We start from the raw sequence: 16,675 nt of genomic DNA, 5'->3' as shown, positions 1-16,675 counted from the left end.
CTAATTTAACACCCAACACTTAAAACGTAACACACGATTAAATAATTTTTTCTAGTCCATAAACTAAGGATTTTAATTCGGTAATTTTACGAATAGATAACAAAACCCCTGGCATATAACAGGAACGATCGCTGGTATCATGTCTAAGGGTGTAAATCTGTCCAGCAGCACCGAAGATAATTTCTTGGTGGGCGATTAATCCGGGGAGACGCACACTATGGAGGCGAATATTATCACCGCAAAGGCTACCCCTAGCGCCTTCTATATGCTCGGTTTCTTCTACTTGTGGGGGGTTATAGGTTTTGCCCATTCCTGAGAGCATTTCGGCGGTTTTGATGGCTGTACCACTGGGGGCATCTGCTTTTTGGTTGTGGTGAAGTTCGATAATTTCCACATGGTCAAAATATTGGGCTGCTTGGATGGCTGCTTGTTGCATTAAGACGATACCAATGGAGAAGTTGGGAATGATTAATACTCCTGTACTTGCTTTATCGGCAAAGTCGGTTAGGTCATTAATTTGTTTGGGGCTTAATCCCGTTGTGCCAACCACAGGGCGCACTCCATAGGCGATCGCACTGCGCACGTTTTCATATACACTATCAGGGTGGGTAAAATCTACCATTACCCCTTGAGTTTTGTGTTGGGTGGCGAGGACTAATACTCCTTCTAAATCATTCATGATAGGTACTTCTAAAGCACCGCATCCTGCCACTTCACCCACGTCTTGCCCTAATACCGCAGGATTTTGATCCACTGCACCTACAAGCATCATATCATCACTAGAGGCGATCGCCTTGATCACTTCTTTTCCCATTTTTCCCGCCGCACCGTTAACGACAACAGGAATTAAATTATCTTGACTCATAAAAACAATAAAAATTAGTAACTAAATATCATATTTGACCATACCACCCACTTTAAACCCTCAGAAAAATAATTATCGGAGGGGAAATTAAGGTTTACCAAGCAACGTAGGGAATTTTGGTGGCAGTTTCTTGGATTTGAGGAATATTTTTGGTGAGTAAACCACAGGTATCCCATTTACCAGAAACTAACATACTTCTTGCCCCTGAATCCATTTTTACCGCACTGCTATAACGTCCACACTTAACGTGCATATCTTCTAAATCAAGAACCATATTAGCATCGGGGTTTTCTTTGAGTAGGTTTTGGATGCTTTTGATATTAGCTGAGGAGGTGGTAACACAAGGTACTCCCATGGTAAGACAGTTACCGAAAAAGATCTCTGCAAAACTTTCTCCCACAATAGCATCAATACCCCAACGGGCGATCGCCTGGGGTGCGTGTTCACGACTCGAACCACATCCGAAGTTGGCGTTAACTACTAAAATTTTAGCATTTTGGTATTGAGGTTGATTAAAAGGATGATCTGGATTTGATGCCCTATCATCGGCAAAGGCTTCTTTTCCTAAACCGTCGAAGGTGACACACCGCAAAAAACGAGCGGGGATAATTCTATCGGTATCAATATCATTTCCCACAAGGGGGATTCCTTTACCAGTTACGATTTTTCTTTCACTCATACTCTTAGGCAATTGACAATTGACAATTGACAGTTAAAAATTAATATAATGTTTATTTTTAGTTGTAATTGTACACTGTTCCCTGTACATCTTAAACTGTTACTATTGATTTTATGAAGGAAATTGCCCAAAAAACTCGCACGGCGGCACAACAATTAGGGATACTCTCCACCTCGGCTCGTAATCAAGCCCTAGAAGCGATCGCAACAACCCTCGAAAAACATCAAAAAGAGATTATTGATGCCAACAATGCCGATTGTAGTGCCTCTGAGGGGATAATTTCTAAGGCACTCTCTGCCCGTTTACTATTAGGGGAAAATAAGTTAAAAGGTGCCATCGCAGGGGTGCGTGATGTGGCAAAATTAGTTGATCCCCTCGGCACTCTCACTCTCCACAGAGAATTAGATCAAGGATTAATTTTACGCCGTGTTAGTTGCCCTTTAGGGGTATTAGGAGTTATTTTTGAGGCGCGCCCCGATGCTCTTATTCAAATCACCAGTTTGGCGATAAAATCGGGCAATGGGGTAATTTTAAAGGGGGGTAAGGAGGCGATTAATACCTGCACCACTTTAGTGAAAATAATTCATGAAGCCCTCAGCCATACTGAAGTTAACCCCGATGCCGTGCAACTTTTAACCACCCGAGAAGAAATTAAAACCCTTCTCTCCCTCGATGAATATGTGGATTTAATTATTCCCCGTGGCTCTAACGAATTTGTCCGTTACGTGCAAGAAAACACCAAAATTCCCGTTTTAGGTCATGCTGACGGTATCTGTCATCTTTTTATTGATGAATCCGCTGATTTTGACAAGGCTATTCCTGTGACGGTGGATGCTAAAACCCAATATCCTGCGGCTTGTAATGCCATTGAAACTTTGCTCGTACACAGTGCGATCGCCCCTAAAGTTTTACCTTTAGTAGCCGAAGCCCTTACAGATAAAGGAGTTACCCTGAAAGGGGATAAAGCCACCCAAACCATTATTAACTGTGAAAGTGCCACCGAAGAAGACTGGCGCACCGAATACAGCGATTTGATTCTATCTATCAAAATTGTAGATGATTTACCAGAGGCGATCGCCCATATCAACCATTATGGCTCAAAACATACCGATGGCATCATCACCGAAAACCAAAATAATGCAGAAACCTTCCTTAACCAAGTCGATGCCGCTGGGGTATATCATAATTGTTCAACCCGTTTTGCCGACGGCTTCCGCTATGGCTTTGGGGCAGAAGTAGGCATCAGCACCCAAAAAATGCCCCCCAGAGGGCCCGTGGGTTTAGAAGGATTAGTTACCTATAAATACAAACTCACAGGGAATGGAGACATTGCAGACACCTACAGCGGAAATGATGCCAAACCTTTTACCCACAAAGATTTATAGGTATAGTATTTATAAAATTTAAACTTAACTTTCACCCTTCTCAAAGGGGGTTAGGGGGATAAAATTCCCATGACTCCCAAAGGGGTTATATTTTGATTAACTGATTTTGGCTAGAATTGAGGAAAGAAATTTTTAAATTAATAAATATGAATGTTAACGAGACTCCATCGAAAATATCTGAAACCATAGAATTAGCCCCTAACTTTAGAATCCCTATCATTATAATTATCAGTGCCTTTCCCCTAATTCTGATTCAACCAATTTTAGGTGGAATTGTTGGCTTATTTGGTATCTTTTTAACTATTCAAACCACCCAAATTAAACTAAAATTTACTCCAGACACTTTAGAAGTATATAGGGGAGAAAAAATATTGAGGACATTTCCCTATGTAGAATGGGAAAACTGGGAAATTTATTGGCAACCAGTACCTATTTTGTTTTACTTTAAAGAAATTAAAAGCATTCACTTTTTGCCGATTATCTTTGATGCAAAAACCCTAAAGGATTGTCTCGAAAAATGTTTTCCTAAAACGAATTAATAGAATTAATAACAATAGATTTCAGTACATTATATAAATAATCAATTTACTATGTCAGAAATAGATAAAAATAACCTTAAAAAAAATATAGAAGATACCTTTGGTAGTGATGATGATTTATGGGATAGTCAATCCACAGAAGCAGGAAATTTGCCCAACTATGACTTTGAAGAGGAAGAATATTTGAGGAATAATGATACTTCCGAAGAGGTAGAGAAAGAAATTATTAACTCCTCTACCGTAGAAAAAGAATCTTCTCCACAGGTTATCGAAACTCAGGAAATAAACCCATTATCAGAGGAAGATAATCAGTCGTTAGAAATAGCCACGGAAAAAGCAAATCAAAACATAACAACAGAAGATAGTGAATTAGTAGAAGAAGATAACCAAGAAACTGTAGAGGAAATCTTAGCGGAAAATATATATCCAGAAACAGTGGAAGAAAATACTGCGATGATAAGTATAGAAGAGAGTAAAAATGACAATTTAGAAACTGATGAGTTAGAGGAAGACTTATCAAGTTTAACAAAATCATCCGATAGTCAAGATGATACCCTTCCTGATAAAGAAACAGGTGATTTACACAGTCAAAAAGAAGCTCTTATTCACGAAATCCAAAATCTTTTACAACAAAAAGATGAGCTTATTAATGAACAAAAAGAAGTTACTAAAAATGTAAGTATCCTAGTTCAAGAAAGTTTGAAAGCCCTTGAACAAAGAAAAGAAAGTTTAGAAATTTCTGTACAAAAGTTAGAGCGTAGAAAAGAAAGAATTGAAAAAGAAATGAAGACTACTTTTTCTGGAGTTTCCCAAGATTTAGCTATTAAGGTGCAGGGATTCAAAGACTATCTAGTGGGAAGTTTACAGGATTTATCCATGGCAGCCGAACAACTTGATCTCAATACTAATAGTAATATGGATTCATGGGAAACTAATAACAATCCCCAACCCATGATTAGTAATGTTAATGTCGAACCAAGTAGTCCTCAATTTGTTGAAAAAAGTTTTAAGGATGAAACTCGCATTATTCGTAGTTTAATCGATCAATATCGTACTCGTCCAGACTATTATGGCCCTTCTTGGCAGTTACGGCGCACTTTTGAGCCAATTCATGCTGAAAGGGTATCTAATTGGTTTTTTACCCAAGGGGGTAGGGGTGCATTGAAGAGTATGACATCTAGATTACAAAATATTCTGGTTACCTCGGCTATCATTTCGATATTATCACAGCTATATGGCGATCGCACTAGGGTGTTAATTTTATCCGACACTCCAGAAAAACTAGGTGAATGGCGTAGGGGTTTACAAGATTGTCTAGGAATATCTAGGGCAGATTTTGGACCAAATCGAGGGGTAGTTTTGTTTGAAACATCAGAAGCCCTATGTCAAAAAGCAGACAGAATTATGGATGATAAAGACTTACCTTTTATTATCATGGATCAAAATGAAGATAAGGTAAACCTTTCCTTACTACAATTCCCTCTTTGGTTAGCATTTGCCCCCGAAAAACCAACCTCTGGTTACGATTATTTTTAATTAATGGGGAGTGTATATCGTGACATAATCATAAATGTTGTAGGTAATATTATCAACTAATAATCCTAAATTAAATGAACGAAAAAGTCAATCTAAATATCTTTAAAAAATTCTGGAATATCGCCCAACTATATTGGTTAGGAAAAGAAAAAAAAGGAGCTTTTACTCTCTTAATATTATTAGGATTATTATTAATTGGTTATACTCAATTAAGTGTATTATTAAACCGAAATCAAGGGGAATTAATCTCTACTTTAGCCGCTAAAGATGAAGCACTTTTTTGGAGTGCCGTTAGGTCATTTTTAACGGTATTAGTAATTTATGTTCCTCTTTTTGCCAGTTTTTCCTATGTACAAAGTAAATTAGGTTTATATTGGCGAAAATGGTTAACTGAAAATTTTTTGGGACGATATTTTGCTAATCGTTCATTTTATCAGTTGACGGCAAAATATAAAGAAATTGATAACCCAGATCAACGTATTTCCGAAGATATAAGAGGTTTTACCCAAGATTCTCTCTTATTTTTGCTTGTGGTTGTGCAATCAGTTTTACAGGTAATTGCCTTTAGTGCCGTTTTGTGGTCTATTTCTCAGCAGTTAGTTATCTTTTTGCTAGTATATGCGATCGCAGGTACCATTATCACAACGGGGGTATTCGGACAAAAATTAATTAACCTCAACTTTGCCCAACTCAAAAAAGAAGCAAACTTCCGTTTTGGATTAGTAAGAGTAAGGGAAAATAGTGAATCTATTGCCTTTTATCAAGGGGAAAAACAAGAAGAAAATCACCTTAAAAACTTATTTAATGATGTTTATCAAAACTTTAACTCATTAATTGTTTGGCAAGAATTATATTTAGGACTATTCGTTAATACCTTTGAATTTTTACCCTACGTCATTCCAGCTATAGTAGTAGCCCCTAGCGTTTTATCAGGGGAGTTAGAAGTAGGAAAAGTAAGCGAAGCCACAGGGGCATTTGCTAGAGTCTTTTTCTCTCTCAATATTATCGTTAGTCGCTTCCAATCTTTGACCAGTTTTGCAGCAGGAGTTAATCGTTTATCAACTTTTTCAGAATTCTTAAAAGCTGAAAATGAGATTAATATTAATAGTAAAAATAAACCCACCATTGACACTGTCACTAACGGCAAACTAGCCACCAAAGAATTAACCCTACAGACTCCCAACTATCAAAATACCCTATTCAATAATCTCTCTCTCGAGTTACCACCCCAACAAGGATTATTAATCATGGGTAGTAGTGGATGCGGTAAAAGCTCATTTTTAAGGGCTATTGCGGGACTATGGAATTCTGGCACAGGGGTAATTTATCGCCCAGAATTAGAAGAAATGCTTTTCTTGCCCCAGCGCCCTTATATGATAATTGGTACCCTGAGACAACAACTAACTTATCCTAGCCTAGACAAATCCATTGATGATCAAGAATTGCAGGATATTTTAGACATAGTAAACTTAGGTGATTTAGCCACCAGATTTGGCGGTTTTGATGTGGAAAAAGACTGGGGGGAATTGTTATCATTAGGGGAACAACAAAGGGTTGCCTTTGCTCGTATCTTCATTAACAAGCCCAAATATGTCATCTTAGACGAAGCCACCAGTGCTTTAGATATTGATAATGAAGCTCGTTTATATCACCATTTAACTTTACAAAAGATTACTTATATTAGTGTAGGACATCGTGAAAGTTTAAAAAATTATCATCAATCAATGATTAAGTTTAAAGACGATAAATCCATCGCCGTAGAGAATTAATTAACTATTACCAAATATCTGCTTTCATTTCTTCTTCATCCCTGATGGATAATTCCGAGGGTTGAGATAAAGTTTTTTGGTGAAATGCGTATTCCTCAACAATTTCGTCATTGATAAGATGTTTTTGAATAATTTCTTCGATAACCTCTGGGGTAGCGTTACGATACCATACCCCTTCAGGATAAACCAACATAATTGGGCCATCACAACATACCCGAAGACAATCAGCTTTGGTACGAAAAACACAGGTTTCCCTCTCAGAAGTAGGACTATCCAAGCCCAACTCCTTTAGTCTAGTTTTAAGATATTGCCATGATTTTAGACTATCTTCTTTATTACAACATTTAGGTTTTGCTTGATCACAACATAAGAAAATATGACGATTAATAGAGTTTAAATGTAGCTTTTTGACCATGGGAATAAGTTTATTAGCCATCCTTAGAAACAACCCCTAAAATTTATTAGCAATGAAGAATCTGTACCATTGAGAAATTAATTACCTGTTATCAATTATCAATGATTAATCGTCCATTATCAATTATTTTACCTCTTATCTTGTCCTGACAATTACACAAGTAATATGATAAATTATAATTAGTGTTAATTTGAGGTTCGTTTCGGTAACAGTGTTTGATTCCAGTATAATAGTAAGGTTATTCCTTCCACAGCATGGAAAGACTCACGTCCGTCGTCTCAGTTGCCCTAGTGTAAATTAAGATTATTGGAGCAAGTCTATGTCCATATATGTTGGGAATTTATCCTATGATGTTACAGAAGAAGATTTACAAACTGTCTTCTCTGATTATGGTCAGGTAAAACGTGTTTATTTACCTGTTGATCGTGAAACTAAAAGAATGCGCGGTTTCGGCTTTGTAGAAATGTCTAGTGATAATGAAGAAGAAACTGCAATTGAAACCTTGGATGGTGCTCAGTGGATGGGCAGACAAATGAAGGTTAATAAAGCTAAGCCTCGTGAAGAAGGCGGAAACCGTCGTGATAGATTCTAAGATATATTTCTTTAGTTTTAATCAAATTTAGTTTCAAACCCCTAACGTTTTTGTTGGGGGTTATTTTTGTATTAATATTTTCTATTGGTTAATTACTTATCACTAGGGTTAAAAAATATTAATTTTTGGGATAAAACATAAGTCATTATGGCTCCTAAAATACAACATATACTCAAAATAAATAAAACATTACTTACTCCTATTTCTTCTTGAATAGAAGGTAATAAATAAGCTCCTAAAATAGCTCCAGCCTTGGCGATCGCCCCTGCAAACCCCGCTCCACTAGCCCGAATGGAGGAAGGAAATACCTCCCCTGATAACAAAAAAGTAGTCGAATTTGGACCGCCATTCATAAATAAATTAAAGAGGAAGAAACCCCCTAAAATTAATCCAATATTACTAACACTTTGAGCGGGAAAAAAAGATGATATTCCTAATAAAGATAAACCAACCGCCATACCGACAAAACCCGTAACCTGCAAGAAAATTCTACCCAGTTTATTAATTAACAAAATAGCCAAAATAAACCCCAATACCAAAAAAGAATCCACCACAATAGCTCCCTGTGCAGACTTGATTTGTTGTACCAAAAAATCTGACTCATTATTAAGTGCTAAAAAAGTAATAATAGCAGGGGTAAAAATCCCTATGCCATAGGTAGCAATATCTTGTAAAAACCAAGGTAAAGAAGCGAATAAAGTATTAATACGATATTTAGAAGAAAATAAAGCACCGTAATTTAAAACCTCTTGATCCTTTATGGGTTCAGTTTCTGCCGTGAGAATAACCTCTTTTTCTAATAGAATAGAAGCTGATTGAGATGCCTTTTTATACTCCCCCCTATTGATATGATAAAAAGGACTTTCCAATAAAAATTTAAGTCTTAAAATACCTACTAAAATGCCAAATAATGCCCCCATTGCTAACATTATCCGCCAAGCATAATGAACAGCAAAAATAGGCGTTTTAGGATAAGCAGATTGAAAATAATTAATAACAATGATACCGATTAGCGCCCCCACAACTGTCCCTATAGCCTGAAAAGCAAAAGCACCTATCACCATCCTACCTCGATGACGAGAGGGTACATTTTCGGTGATGTAGGCTACGCTGATGGGATAATCTGCCCCAATGCCAACTCCCACCAAAAAACGAGAAATAATCAAAAATGTAGTATTCGGAGATAAAGCACAGGCAACACTAGCACTTATCAACAAAAATACATCGATTAAGAGCATCTTTTGGCGCCCGATTTTGTCTGTAATTGCTCCCAAAGTTAAAGAGCCTACCAAAGCCCCTGCGATCGCACTTACTGCTATCATAGCGGTATCAGTGGCTGTCAATGCGAAATCTAGCTTTAGGAAAGGCAAAGCAATGCCAATGATAAAAAAATCAAACCCATCAAGGGCAATCAAAGAAGCGGATAAAAACCATAACAACCACATCGGGCGAGTTATGGGCGAATCGTCTAATTGTTGAGCAAAGTTAGTCAAAGATTGAGACATACCCTTTTTTAATTGATAATGGAGAATGAATAATTAATAATGGTATTTTTTGATTTTTTTCGTATGCTTAAATCTTTGTAAATTAACCTTGATCATTTCTGATAACACACCATAACTAACTAAATTATTTATGACATTGTTAAATTAAATTCCCCCCTTATTAAGGGGGGCTAGGGGGGATCCTACTTTTTTAATAAATTATTTTGCATTTCCAAATAAATCAATAAAGCATTAACATCCGCAGGATTTACACCACCGATGCGGGTAGCCTGTCCAATGGTTAAAGGTCTTACTTTCGTTAGTTTTTCCCTTGCTTCCATGGACAAAGTTTCAATTTTCATATAATCTAAATCTTCATGTAATTTACGATTACTATGACGGGCTACTTGATCAATTTGTTTTTGTTGTCTTTGAATATATCCCGAATATTTTATTTCAATTTCTGCCCCTTCTTTTTCCGCCTTATTTAACTCAGCATTATGTAAATTGTATCTTTCTAAATCTTCATAATGAAACTTCGGACGGTGCAACAAATCCGCAAGGGTAATTGAGCCTTTTATTTTTTGTTCCGTATCCTCTACAATCTTGAGGGCAACCTCATCTCTTTCCTTAATTCTAGTTTCGTATAACCTTTCTTGTTCAGCGATAATATTTTTTTGTTTTTCTTGATATAAATTCCAACGGCGATCGCAAATTAGCCCTATTTCACGACCTAAAGGAGTCATACGTTGATCAGCATTATCAGACCTTAAAATTAAACGATATTCTGAGCGAGAAGTCAACATCCGATAAGGCTCACGCAAGTCCTTCGTACACAAATCATCAATCAAAGTACCAAGATAACTCTCCTCACGAGGAAAAACAATCATCTCCTCACCCCGAGAAAAACGAGCCGCATTAATTCCCGCCACGATGCCCTGCGCCGCCGCTTCCTCATAACCTGTTGTACCGTTAATCTGCCCTGCCGAAAATAACCCCTCAACCTTCTTCGTCATCAAAGTAGGATAACACTGAGTCGCAGGTAAAAAATCATACTCCACCGCATAGGCAGGACGCAACATCACACAGTTTTCCAACCCCGGCAAAGTGTGCAACATTTGCAACTGTATATTTTCAGGTAAACCCGTAGAAAACCCCTGAATATATAACTCAGGAATATCTCTGCCTTCAGGCTCAATAAAAATTTGATGGCTGTCTTTATCCGCAAAACGAACAATCTTATCTTCAATACTAGGACAATAACGAGGCCCCTTTGAGTCAATAAAACCGCCATAAATAGGCGACAAATGGAGATTATCCTTAATCAATTGATGGGTTTTGGTAGTAGTACGAGTAAGATAACAGTTCATTTGTTCTCTTTCTACCCACACTTCAGGATCAAAACTAAACCAGCGAATCTCCTCATCAGGGGGTTGCACCTCCATTTTTGTATAGTCCGCCGTGCGCTTATCTACCCGTGCAGGAGTACCCGTTTTTAATCTTCCCGTCTCAAACCCCAAATCATTAAGGGTTTCCGTCAAACCAATAGCTGCAAACTCTCCAGCCCTTCCTGCCGCCATGGATTTACCACCAATCCAGATTTTACCATCCAAAAAAGTACCTGTAGTTAATACCACCGCCTTAGTCTTAAAACAGGTGCCGAAATAGGTTTGTACCCCTATCACCTCATCATTTTTTCCTAATACCAAATCCGTTACCATCCCTTCACGGATAGACAAATTTGGCTCATTTTCCACAATATTTTTCATCACCGTCGCATACTCGCGCTTGTCAGTCTGCGCCCTCAATGCCCATACCGCAGGGCCACGGGAATTATTCAATACCCTTTTTTGTAAATATGTCCTATCCGCCATTTTGCCAATCTCGCCCCCCAATGCGTCGATTTCGTGGGTAAGTTGAGATTTTGCAGGGCCACCCACCGCAGGATTACAAGGTTGCCACCCAATTTTGTCAAGGTTAAGGGTTAGCATCAGGGTGCGACATCCTAACCTCGCACTGGCAAGGGCTGATTCACAGCCAGAATGTCCACCACCAATGATTATTACGTCAAATTCATCTTGAAATTCTACGGGGGTTTTAATGGTCATTTTTCCTTTATCTATCTGCAAAACTGAGGTGCTTAATCTAATTCTACCTCAGTTCGGAGTAATAGTTATCGGGTGTGGGGAGGTTACAGATTTCACCGAATCCTATTTAAGTTCCCCCCTTATCAAGGGGGACTTTTTCTTCTTTTATCTTACTCCCTTCGCCCTTGGGGAGAGGGGCTAGGGGTGAGGGAAAAGGGAATGTTTCAAAACAGGTAGTATTCGTATATTTTGTTCTATCTTCTAAAGTTGAGCTTTGAGCCTTTACCCATAAACGATGTATTTTTGAAGTTAAAATGCCTAAAACATAAAAGTCATCAGAAGCAACAACCATATTTGCTTCACAGGGCAATATGGATATATCTACAGGGGAAAAAATGACATATTTAACAACTTTAGGAATAGCAAAATAACAACTTAAATCTTTTAATTGGTTTCGCATAATAGAGCGACTTCTTCCAAATTGCCACCATCTTTGACGTCTTATTTTTTCTCGGCTTTTATCTCTTTCTGGTTTAACTTTTTCCTTAACTCTTTCAAAAGGTAATTTATAATTTGACGCTTCTTCAATGGACATATCATTAAAATCAATTACCCAATCTAACTTTTCCCAAGGATGAATTAAACCTTTTCCATCAATCATAGGTTTTAAAACTTCTTGATTTTTAGAATCTTTTTTTATCCATTCCTTAGCTTCTTCCTCGGTAATAATAAAACCTTTTCCAGATAATTCACACGCTTGAAAAGAGCGATTTTTATTACATTTTAATCTTTTAGCAGAAGTGACAGAAATTTCATTTTTTAAAGATGAATTAATAATTTTAACTAACTTGTCATCTAAAAATAATTGATCGGGCTTTTGTTTACACGAATTAACGATACTAGGGCGTGTCATCAAATAGAAGAGAATAACAGATAAAATAAGGATGATAGTAATTGTGACAAAAGTGAGGATATGGTAGAGATGCGCAGGTATGGTTTGAGAGACGATCAATGGGAAAAAATTAAAGATTTATTACCGGGTCGATTTGGTACAGTGGGAGTCACCGCCAAAGATAATCGACTTTTTGTCGAAGCGGTATTGTACAGGTATCGAGCTGGTATTCCTTGGCGAGATTTACCTAGTCGATTTGGTGATTTTCGAGTGGTTCATACTCGTTTTAGTCGTTGGAATAAAAAAGGTGTCTGGGAAAAGGTTTTTCAAATTTTGGCAGGAGATAGTGACGATGAATATGCCATGATTGATTCAACCATAGTAAGAGCACACCAGCATAGTGCTGGTGCAAAAGGGGGGATAAAAACGAGGAAGCAATAGGTCGAAGTAAAGGAGGTTTAAGTACAAAAATTCATACTACGGTTGACGCATTAGGTAATCCTACAGGTTTTTTCCTCACCGGAGGACAAAAATGTGATTTGGACGGTGCAGATGTTTTACTAAAAGAAATAAAGGCAGATATTTTGTTAGGGGACAAAGGTTATGATGCAGATGAAAGAGTTCTGGAAAAGCTAAAGAAGCAGGATAAAATAGCGGTTATTCCACCAAAAAGAAATAGAAAAGAACAACGAGAATATGATAAGTATTTATATCAAGCAAGACATTTGATTGAGAACTTTTTTGCCCGATTAAAACAATATAGAGCCATAGCCACTAGGTATGATAAACGAAAAATAAATTTTCTTGGTGCTATTTATCTAGCCGCAGTCGTTATATGGCTTAATTGATGACACGCCCTAGGCTTTTAATTGCAATATTCCAAAATTAAGACACATTTAAGCGAATCATTTCGTCAAATTTCAGTATTGCGTTTAAAATCTAATTCTGGAATCATTTAATATTTTTTATCCACTTTTTTTTATGTTAGAACTACTCCCCCTCATACTTCCTATTAATATGCCTTCTTTGGTTAATGAAGCAACCCCCGTATATGTTGCTCAAGCATCGCAGACAGAAGAAAATGAACAAGAAAACATCCCTAATATTATTCGCCCTTTAAATGGAGAATTAAATCAAGTTCCCGTATTTAATAGTAATAGCCCTGAGTTGGTTTTGGGAGAGGGTATATTACTTTCAACTTTCCCTAAAGAAAACAAAACTAACCCTAATGCCCATTTAGATTTTGCTTTTAATGGAGAATTTGATGTATTTGCCCACCATGTTTCTCGCCCCCCCGAAGAAGGTGACATGAGAACTTTATATATTGGGATTTTGGTGCATAATCCTACGGATACCGATGTAAATATAGATGTTTTACAAGGTGCTAGTTATCTCAGTCAACCTGATGCCCCCTTTATTTCCCTTCCTTCTCAAGTCTCAGGGCGTAATGTTTACGCTGGGCCTGGAAGTCGGGTTATGGGGGATATTTTGCAAAATAAAAGACAGGACATCTTCCCAGAAAGTATTACTATTCGGGCGGGGGAAAGTCGTATGTTATTAAATGTACCTATTCCCATCCATAGTTTAACTCCTCCTCTTAATGGACGCTCTACTTACGCTAGGTTAAGGAGTGATGGGGAAGTTTATATGGCTAGTTTGGCGATGTATCGAGATGATGAAGATGATGCCCCTGAAATTTCAGAATGGCAGGAAATGTTAACTAATGCAGATTTATCTACCCCTAGGGATTTAGCCCCCACGGCTCTTAATGCGGAAGGTACTTTCAGATATGGAAGAGTGGCTGGGGTTGCTATGGGAAATATGTGGAAGGCTGATTTGGTGGATGATGATAGCCAAGTATTAAATATTCCTGAGTCTGGGGAGGCTTTTTCCTATGGATTGAGTACCCTTGTGAGGGGAAGATTAGGCTCTGAACAGAACCAGACTGCTCCTTTGGCGGTAAGATATTCGGATACTGCCCTTGAGGCTCATGGTAATTATGGAGTGCAGTATAGTTTAACCTTACCTTTGTATAATCCTAGTGATGAAGAGCAAACTGTGAGGGTAAAAATTTCTACTCCCATTAAAAGAGATGTGGGAGAATTAGAGTTCTTGGATGAGCCAGGGCCGCAGGTATTTTTTAGGGGATTAGTACAGGTAAAATATACTGATGATCAGGGTTTACCCCGATGGCGTTATTTTCACTTAGTACAAAAAAGGGGAGAAGAAGGACAAGATTTGTTAAGGGTTACTTTACCGCCTAACAGTAATCGTTTGGTATCAGTGGATTTTCTCTATCCTCCTGATGCTACACCTCCTCAGATTTTGACGGTGATGACTGATTAGCGTATTACGGGGACGTAATATATTACGTCCCCAAAACATTGTGTTATGTGGGTTTTTTATGGGCAACCTAATGATTGTCTGGTACTGGCATTGGTTACAGGATTGATACCTGATGCGTTTTCGCATAGTAGGTTAACTTGTTGAGAGTCTAGGACGGTAAAGGTGAAGTCAGCACCCTCTACGTTGGCGTTTTTGAAGGTGGTGCGAAGCATGATGGCATCTCTAAAAATGCCGTTGCTTAAGTCTGCGTTGTTAAAGCTGGTGACGTAAACTAAACCATCACTCATATCTACTCCTACAAAACTAGCATTTTCAGCGTTAACTCCGTTGAATACGGCTCCCCGAAGGTCGCTATCATTAAATTTTGCTTCTTGTAAATTTACTTTGGTAAATTCTGCTTGTTGTAGGTTTTGCCCTGTGAAGTCTTCTCCTTTTAGGCTTTTACTTTCAAAGGTGGAGGTGACGAAACTAGAACTAGCAGCGATCATGAAGTCGCGCTGCGCGATCGCACTTTGGGGTAATACAATCAACGATAATAGTAAAATGATTGCACAAAACAAACCAGAAAACTTACGCATAATTAATTTTTAGTTAGGTATTAGGAATTAGCTGAAAAAAACGTCTAATGTAATATTTATTTTTAGTAAACTGCAATAATAATTGCTCTTTTTTATGAAAAAAATCAAAAGATGGGAAATGATTTAACAAGGGGTTTGAACCCCTTGCTGAGAATTGAAAATTAGGTTCCCACAGTCCAAGAGTTCATGTATTCAACCTGTTCGGGGGTTAAAGAATCGATGGTGATACCCATAGCTTGAAGTTTGAGACGAGCGATTTCTTTATCCACTTCCGCAGGAATAGAGTGTAATCCTGGTTCTAAAGAACCTTTGTTTTTGACTAAATGCTCACAGGCGAGGGCTTGGTTAGCAAAACTCATGTCCATAACGGCGCTAGGATGTCCTTCTGCGGCTGCTAAGTTAACTAAACGTCCTTCTCCTAATACCACCACGGATTTACCGTTTTCAAGGATATATTGTTGGGTAAAGTTACGAACTTCTTTTATTTCTTTTGCCATGTCACCGAGGGATTTGAGGTCAATTTCGATGTCGAAATGTCCTGCATTACATACCATAGCTCCATCTTTCATGGAAGCGAAATGCTCTTTACGAATAATATGCTTGTTACCCGTTACGGTTACAAATATATCGCCAACTTTGGCGGCTTCATCCATGGGCATTACTCTGAAACCATCCATAGCCGCTTCGATGGCTTTGATAGGATCGATTTCGGTGACGATTACGTTAGCACCTAAACCACGGGCGCGCATAGCGACTCCTTTTCCACACCAGCCATAACCTGCTACCACAAGGTTTTTACCTGCGAGTAATACGTTAGTAGCACGGAAAATGCCGTCAAGGGTAGATTGTCCTGTACCATAGCGGTTATCGAAGAAGTGTTTGGTGTCTGCATCGTTTACATTCATGGCGGGGAAGGTTAAAACCCCATCTTTGAACATGGCTTCTAAACGCACGATACCTGTGGTGGTTTCTTCGGTGGTACCTAATAAGTCGCTAAGTTGTTCTTGTCTTTCTTTTACCATGGTGGCGACTACGTCGGAGCCGTCATCGATGATAATATTAGGACGATGATCAAGGGCGGTTTGGACGTGACGATGGTAGGTGTCGTTATCTTCCCCTTTGAGGGCGAACACAGGAATTTCGTAATCTCTTACTAAACAGGCAGCTACGTCGTCTTGGGTAGAAAGGGGGTTACTAGCGATAAGGAGAGCGTCTGCTCCCCCTGCTTTAAGGGCGATCGCCAAGTGGGCTGTTTCGGTGGTAACGTGACAACAAGCAACGATGCGAATACCTGCGAAGGGTTTCTCCTTGGCAAAACGGTCTCTAATTTGTTTTAGTACGGGCATTTCTCTTCCGGCCCACTCGATTCTCTGATGACCTAAGTCTGCTAGATTAATATCTTTAATATCGTAATTTAGTTTTGGTGCGGCTACAACCATTAATTTTACTCAATAAAACTTTACATTATCCATCATATAGCCAACTACGAATAATTAACAAACCAATGG

At 38.3% G+C, this 16,675-nt stretch carries 15 protein-coding genes; 7 read left to right on the top strand and 8 right to left on the bottom strand.

The window, feature by feature from the left end; all coding sequences use genetic code 11:
- Positions 1-37 precede the first annotated feature (37 nt).
- A complete protein-coding gene (dapB, locus tag AA637_RS05305; protein WP_446684193.1) occupies positions 38-865 on the bottom strand; it encodes a 4-hydroxy-tetrahydrodipicolinate reductase in 828 nt (275 codons plus the stop codon).
- Between the two features lie 94 nt (positions 866-959).
- Positions 960-1,544, bottom strand: coding sequence for a 3-isopropylmalate dehydratase small subunit (gene leuD, locus AA637_RS05300; protein WP_446684192.1), 585 nt, complete (start codon positions 1,542-1,544; stop codon positions 960-962).
- A 113-nt stretch (positions 1,545-1,657) separates the two neighbouring features.
- Here leuD and proA point away from each other — a divergent pair, with 113 nt between their 5' ends.
- The 4 genes from proA to AA637_RS05280 all read left to right on the top strand — a co-directional run bounded on the left by proA (position 1,658) and on the right by AA637_RS05280 (position 6,773).
- A complete protein-coding gene (gene proA / locus AA637_RS05295) occupies positions 1,658-2,929 on the top strand; it encodes a glutamate-5-semialdehyde dehydrogenase (protein WP_446684191.1) in 1,272 nt (423 codons plus the stop codon).
- 146 nt (positions 2,930-3,075) lie between these two features.
- Positions 3,076-3,468, top strand: a complete 393-nt coding sequence (locus AA637_RS05290; protein ID WP_069791772.1) for a DUF3119 family protein — start codon at positions 3,076-3,078, stop codon at positions 3,466-3,468.
- Positions 3,469-3,519: 51 nt separating this feature from the next.
- Complete coding sequence (locus AA637_RS05285) at positions 3,520-5,004, top strand: DUF3086 domain-containing protein (RefSeq protein WP_446684190.1); 1,485 nt, start codon at positions 3,520-3,522, stop codon at positions 5,002-5,004.
- A gap of 74 nt (positions 5,005-5,078) precedes the next feature.
- Positions 5,079-6,773: an ABC transporter ATP-binding protein/permease gene (locus AA637_RS05280; protein WP_446684189.1), complete on the top strand. Its 1,695-nt coding sequence runs from the start codon at positions 5,079-5,081 to the stop codon at positions 6,771-6,773.
- 7 nt (positions 6,774-6,780) lie between these two features.
- Here the strand turns inward: AA637_RS05280 and AA637_RS05275 are convergent, their stop codons facing one another.
- The gene (locus AA637_RS05275; RefSeq protein ID WP_446684188.1) at positions 6,781-7,209 is read right to left on the bottom strand and encodes a (2Fe-2S) ferredoxin domain-containing protein; all 429 of its coding nucleotides are present in this window, start codon (positions 7,207-7,209) and stop codon (positions 6,781-6,783) included.
- Positions 7,210-7,507: 298 nt separating this feature from the next.
- On the opposite strand from AA637_RS05275, the gene AA637_RS05270 reads away from it, so the two are divergent.
- The gene (locus AA637_RS05270) at positions 7,508-7,780 is read left to right on the top strand and encodes an RNA recognition motif domain-containing protein (RefSeq protein ID WP_069791778.1); all 273 of its coding nucleotides are present in this window, start codon (positions 7,508-7,510) and stop codon (positions 7,778-7,780) included.
- Between the two features lie 92 nt (positions 7,781-7,872).
- On the opposite strand, the gene AA637_RS05265 is transcribed toward AA637_RS05270, so the two are convergent.
- The 3 genes from AA637_RS05265 to AA637_RS05255 form a co-directional block, all read right to left on the bottom strand.
- Positions 7,873-9,285: an MFS transporter gene (locus AA637_RS05265; protein WP_446684187.1), complete on the bottom strand. Its 1,413-nt coding sequence runs from the start codon at positions 9,283-9,285 to the stop codon at positions 7,873-7,875.
- Between the two features lie 182 nt (positions 9,286-9,467).
- The gene (gene mnmG / locus AA637_RS05260) at positions 9,468-11,372 is read right to left on the bottom strand and encodes a tRNA uridine-5-carboxymethylaminomethyl(34) synthesis enzyme MnmG (protein WP_446684186.1); all 1,905 of its coding nucleotides are present in this window, start codon (positions 11,370-11,372) and stop codon (positions 9,468-9,470) included.
- Positions 11,373-11,478: 106 nt separating this feature from the next.
- On the bottom strand, positions 11,479-12,264 hold the full coding sequence (locus AA637_RS05255) for a type IIL restriction-modification enzyme MmeI (RefSeq protein WP_446684185.1): 786 nt from the start codon (positions 12,262-12,264) through the stop codon (positions 11,479-11,481).
- Positions 12,265-12,333: 69 nt separating this feature from the next.
- Here AA637_RS05255 and AA637_RS05250 point away from each other — a divergent pair.
- Together AA637_RS05250 and AA637_RS05245 are read left to right on the top strand one after the other, a co-directional pair.
- Positions 12,334-13,091 (top strand): IS5 family transposase gene (locus AA637_RS05250; protein ID WP_446684519.1). Its coding sequence is split into 2 segments (ribosomal slippage): positions 12,334-12,673 and positions 12,673-13,091, totalling 759 coding nucleotides; the frame shifts between segments, so codons are not numbered across the junction.
- A gap of 133 nt (positions 13,092-13,224) precedes the next feature.
- A complete protein-coding gene (locus AA637_RS05245; RefSeq protein ID WP_446684184.1) occupies positions 13,225-14,589 on the top strand; it encodes a DUF3370 domain-containing protein in 1,365 nt (454 codons plus the stop codon).
- Between the two features lie 56 nt (positions 14,590-14,645).
- Here the strand turns inward: AA637_RS05245 and AA637_RS05240 are convergent, their stop codons facing one another.
- Positions 14,646-15,167 carry a pentapeptide repeat-containing protein gene (locus AA637_RS05240; RefSeq protein WP_446684183.1) on the bottom strand — a complete coding sequence of 174 codons (522 nt, stop codon included), beginning with the start codon at positions 15,165-15,167 and terminating at the stop codon, positions 14,646-14,648.
- A gap of 161 nt (positions 15,168-15,328) precedes the next feature.
- The gene (gene ahcY / locus AA637_RS05235) at positions 15,329-16,606 is read right to left on the bottom strand and encodes an adenosylhomocysteinase (RefSeq protein WP_446684182.1); all 1,278 of its coding nucleotides are present in this window, start codon (positions 16,604-16,606) and stop codon (positions 15,329-15,331) included.
- Positions 16,607-16,675: the final 69 nt, after the last annotated feature.

The organism is Cyanobacterium sp. HL-69, assembly GCA_002813895.1.
In the GTDB taxonomy this organism is placed as follows: domain Bacteria; phylum Cyanobacteriota; class Cyanobacteriia; order Cyanobacteriales; family Cyanobacteriaceae; genus Cyanobacterium.
The sequence above is the reverse complement of the archived record's forward strand: the minus strand, read 5'-3'. Positions and strand labels throughout refer to the sequence as shown.

Coding starts and splice junctions, on each gene's coding strand:
- AA637_RS05265 (WP_446684187.1), bottom strand. CDS start 9,285: ATGTCTCAATCTTTGACTAACTTTGCTCAACAATTAGACGATTCGCCC.
- AA637_RS05290 (WP_069791772.1), top strand. CDS start 3,076: ATGAATGTTAACGAGACTCCATCGAAAATATCTGAAACCATAGAATTA.
- proA (WP_446684191.1), top strand. CDS start 1,658: ATGAAGGAAATTGCCCAAAAAACTCGCACGGCGGCACAACAATTAGGG.
- AA637_RS05240 (WP_446684183.1), bottom strand. CDS start 15,167: ATGCGTAAGTTTTCTGGTTTGTTTTGTGCAATCATTTTACTATTATCG.
- AA637_RS05280 (WP_446684189.1), top strand. CDS start 5,079: ATGAACGAAAAAGTCAATCTAAATATCTTTAAAAAATTCTGGAATATC.
- AA637_RS05270 (WP_069791778.1), top strand. CDS start 7,508: ATGTCCATATATGTTGGGAATTTATCCTATGATGTTACAGAAGAAGAT.
- AA637_RS05275 (WP_446684188.1), bottom strand. CDS start 7,209: ATGGCTAATAAACTTATTCCCATGGTCAAAAAGCTACATTTAAACTCT.
- mnmG (WP_446684186.1), bottom strand. CDS start 11,372: ATGACCATTAAAACCCCCGTAGAATTTCAAGATGAATTTGACGTAATA.
- AA637_RS05245 (WP_446684184.1), top strand. CDS start 13,225: ATGTTAGAACTACTCCCCCTCATACTTCCTATTAATATGCCTTCTTTG.
- ahcY (WP_446684182.1), bottom strand. CDS start 16,606: ATGGTTGTAGCCGCACCAAAACTAAATTACGATATTAAAGATATTAAT.
- dapB (WP_446684193.1), bottom strand. CDS start 865: ATGAGTCAAGATAATTTAATTCCTGTTGTCGTTAACGGTGCGGCGGGA.
- leuD (WP_446684192.1), bottom strand. CDS start 1,544: ATGAGTGAAAGAAAAATCGTAACTGGTAAAGGAATCCCCCTTGTGGGA.
- AA637_RS05285 (WP_446684190.1), top strand. CDS start 3,520: ATGTCAGAAATAGATAAAAATAACCTTAAAAAAAATATAGAAGATACC.
- AA637_RS05255 (WP_446684185.1), bottom strand. CDS start 12,264: ATGACACGCCCTAGTATCGTTAATTCGTGTAAACAAAAGCCCGATCAA.